The organism is Clostridium algifaecis, from assembly GCF_017874415.1.
Classification (GTDB): domain Bacteria; phylum Bacillota; class Clostridia; order Clostridiales; family Clostridiaceae; genus Clostridium_B; species Clostridium_B algifaecis.
In genome coordinates, this window is sequence record NZ_JAGGLM010000042.1 from 1 (window position 1) to 3,335 (window position 3,335).

Annotated in this window: 4 protein-coding genes; 3 read left to right on the plus strand and 1 reads right to left on the minus strand. The window is 25.5% G+C overall.

The annotated features are described in order from the left end of the window. The first annotated feature begins 395 nt into the window (after positions 1–395). From J2Z42_RS14230 to J2Z42_RS14240, 3 genes are all read left to right on the plus strand, one after another. On the plus strand, positions 396–833 hold the full coding sequence (locus J2Z42_RS14230; RefSeq protein WP_209703427.1) for a helix-turn-helix domain-containing protein: 438 nt from the start codon (positions 396–398) through the stop codon (positions 831–833). Positions 834–953: 120 nt separating this feature from the next. Next, the gene (locus J2Z42_RS14235) at positions 954–1,955 is read left to right on the plus strand and encodes a metallophosphoesterase (RefSeq protein WP_209703428.1); all 1,002 of its coding nucleotides are present in this window, start codon (positions 954–956) and stop codon (positions 1,953–1,955) included. A 70-nt stretch (positions 1,956–2,025) separates the two neighbouring features. Next, the gene (locus J2Z42_RS14240) at positions 2,026–2,220 is read left to right on the plus strand and encodes a hypothetical protein (RefSeq protein ID WP_209703429.1); all 195 of its coding nucleotides are present in this window, start codon (positions 2,026–2,028) and stop codon (positions 2,218–2,220) included. A gap of 43 nt (positions 2,221–2,263) precedes the next feature. Here the strand turns inward: J2Z42_RS14240 and J2Z42_RS14245 are convergent, their stop codons facing one another. Next, positions 2,264–3,157 carry a DUF4351 domain-containing protein gene (locus J2Z42_RS14245; RefSeq protein ID WP_209703430.1) on the minus strand — a complete coding sequence of 298 codons (894 nt, stop codon included), beginning with the start codon at positions 3,155–3,157 and terminating at the stop codon, positions 2,264–2,266. Positions 3,158–3,335: the final 178 nt, after the last annotated feature.

The following is a 3,335-nucleotide window of genomic DNA, read 5'->3' on the forward strand; positions in this document are numbered from 1 at the left end:
GATTATTGCTACAGATATATTTGATATAGATAGGGTAGATGAACTTGAAAAATATTTTTAGAACGGTCATTAAATTGGCTGTTCTTTTTTAGTATATCTAGATAGTCATAAAAAGAACAAACGTTTGTATAAAATTATTTTTTATGACTATAATAAAAATATAAATTATTATGGTATTATGGAAAAATATGATTGATATAGATTATAATAAAGTAGAAGATGCAGTATGGTTAGGAAAAAGAATAAACATATCACCTTAGTTAACTTGTAAATATACTATTGACAAAAGTTTATTTATAAGGTAATCTATATTTAGAATAAAAACTTTATAATAATTGAAAAATATTCAATTAACGCTATAATTATATGTAAAGATATAATTATGGAGGTATTAATTGAGTACTTTTGGTGATAGGTTTAAAAAATTAAGATTATCCAAAAGCTTAACGCAAGAACAATTAGCTGAAGATTTTAATAAAAAATATGGGTATTCTTTTAATAAGGCAACTATAAGCCAGTATGAAAATAATAAAAGAACACCAGAAATAACCGCTATTATGAATTTTGTAGATTACTTTAAAACATCTTTAGATTATTTGTTATGTAATGACAGATACATTTTAAGAGAAATTGGTGGAGTTTATTGTATAGGTGATAATTCGGATTGTATTGAATTACAAGATATAGTAGACATGATTAATAATATAATTCTTAATGGAAAAGTAAAAGTGTACAATAAAAAATTAGATCAAGATGAAATTAAGATAGTACATAACTGTTTAGAAATAGTATTGGAATTAGTTAAAAGAGATGCGTTAAGTAAAAAGAAATAAGAAATAGGACTATAAATAAGTGTCTATTTCTATATCATAGTTAACATAAATAAAAACTTATAACTAAAAGTTAAATTTAAAAGCAACATAAAATTAATAATTAAGTAAGGATTGATACAAATGATTTGGGTTGTAGGTGATATACATGGGATGTTTGATCCTTTAAAAACATTGTTAAATAGAATTAAGATGGATATTTATTCTAGTGAAAATATAAAAAATGCAAAAATAATATTTTTAGGAGATTATATAGATCATGGCGAATCATCAAAAGAAGTAATTGATTTATTGCTGGAGCTTAAAGAAGAATTTGATGTTGTTTTTTTAGCAGGAAATCATGAAGATTTATTATTACAATATGTGAATGAAAGTGATTTATTCAAAACATATGGAAATGTATGGTTCAAAGATAATGGTGCAAAAGAAACTATAGTATCTTTGTCACCAATAAAGAATCTATGTATGAAAAACTTTAGTGGACGAGATGGACAAAATATTAAATGGAATAATTTAAAAATAGAAAATAAATATTTAGAGTTTTTTAATAAATTAAAATATTCTCATATAGAGCAAATTGGTACTGGAGAAGAAGTCTTTAAATTTGTTTTCACTCATGCAGGAATAAATCCAGAAAAAGATATAGATAAGCAACTTGATGTAAAAAATTATGATGATTTTCATAGTTATCTAAAAAACAATAAAGAATGGATTGAAAATAGTATTATTTGGATGAGAAATATGCCAGAGAGACCAATTGAAAATTATATATTTATAAATGGACATACACCTACGATTGGAATAGATAAATATTGCAGTTGTATAGGCAATTATGATGTACAATCTGGTAAGCCTTTTTTCAATTTTGGAAGTAAAGAGGCATTTTATAATAGAAATGGATCATATTATTATTTTAGCAATGTTAATAAGGAAGACCTAATCTCAATAAACATTGACACTGGTGCTATATTGGGAAAATATTTAACCGCTATTAAAATTCCCGATAATCTTATTGAAGAAAGAAAAATACAGGTTATTCAAGTACCAACTAGTGGTATAAGAAGAAGTGGATATTGTAAAATTGAAAATTATTATATAAAAGTACCTTATTGCAGCACTTCATAATGATGACAGGCACCTGTAAAATAATGTAAGGACGGTTATTGAATTGGCTGTTCTTTTTTAGTATATTTAAATGACCATAAAAAGAACACAGGAAATAATGGAATGGTATAAGTTAACGATTGAAAGCCAAAGAGTCACTTTAAAAATATTAAATTCTGCACCTGAAGTTGTGCCGTTAGATAGTTCGTTAGCTGAATATACGTTGAGCGAAGCTAAGAGAATTTTATTAAAGGCTGAAAATGAATTAAATAGAGAATGTCAGTAGGTTCGTGTAAAAAACAAACCTACTGACATTCCCCTTTATTTTTCTATTTCAAATATTTATAAGTGTCTTTAAGGTCTTTAAAATCAAGTATTTCATCTATTATTATTTCTAGTACAGTCATATCTGAATTTTGTATTTTAATTTTTACATCATCAGGAAGAATACCAAATTTTTTAGTTAATAATTTAATTGATGTTCTTATAAGTTCTTCTTTTCTGCCTTCTTCTCTACCTTCTTTTCTGCCTTCTTCTTTACCTTCGTCTCTTAAAAGTTTGCCAAGTTGAGTCATTCCAAACACCTCCTTGATTTTATCCATATCACAAATATCAACGAATTTTTCAGCAAAAGCGTATAATAGGGCTAAAGAGTTCATTTGATTTTCTTTATTTTTTATTTCTTTGGCGAGTTTAATAGATTCAATTATCCGTTCATTTTTATCTTTAGCACTGTCCATTATTGGGAGAAATACTAGTAGAAGTAAATCCTCATTACTTAAAATTTTATCGTTTTTAATTTTTTGCTTTAGATATTCATATTTTTTATCACCGTTAATACTGCCCATGTAAAAAGCTCTAATGGAATACTTAATAGAGCCAACATTTATACTTGTTTCTGCTTTTTTAATATTAGAAGAGTAGACTACAATGGTGTTTACAGGCTTATTTTCTTTATAGTGTAATACTGCATCATAAGCAAGAAATCTTGATAAATCACTTTTTTTATTGCTAGTTTGAAATTCAAAATGTAAAAAAGAGTCATCATCTAATAAAAAAGTGTAATCCATAAATGAAGTATTTATCTGAATATCTTTTAATTCTGTCCTTGCGGCAGCAATTATTTTAGATTTTATGCCAAAAAATTTTAGTGCATCTTCTTTGAAAACGTCCATTATACTTTTCATTATAGCATCTTCAATGTTTTTAATTTTGGGAGACATATGTTAAACTCCTTTGTGATTTAATATTGTATAATTACATTTTAACATAATCTATATTTTAAAACATCTAATATTTTTTGAAAAATGGTGACAGGCACCTGTAAAATAATGTAATTTTTTTTAAAACAGTCATTGAATTGGCTGCTCTTTTTTAGTGTATCTAAATAATCATAAAAAG

Coding starts and splice junctions, on each gene's coding strand:
- J2Z42_RS14235 (WP_209703428.1), top strand. CDS start 954: ATGATTTGGGTTGTAGGTGATATACATGGGATGTTTGATCCTTTAAAA.
- J2Z42_RS14240 (WP_209703429.1), top strand. CDS start 2,026: ATGACCATAAAAAGAACACAGGAAATAATGGAATGGTATAAGTTAACG.
- J2Z42_RS14245 (WP_209703430.1), bottom strand. CDS start 3,157: ATGTCTCCCAAAATTAAAAACATTGAAGATGCTATAATGAAAAGTATA.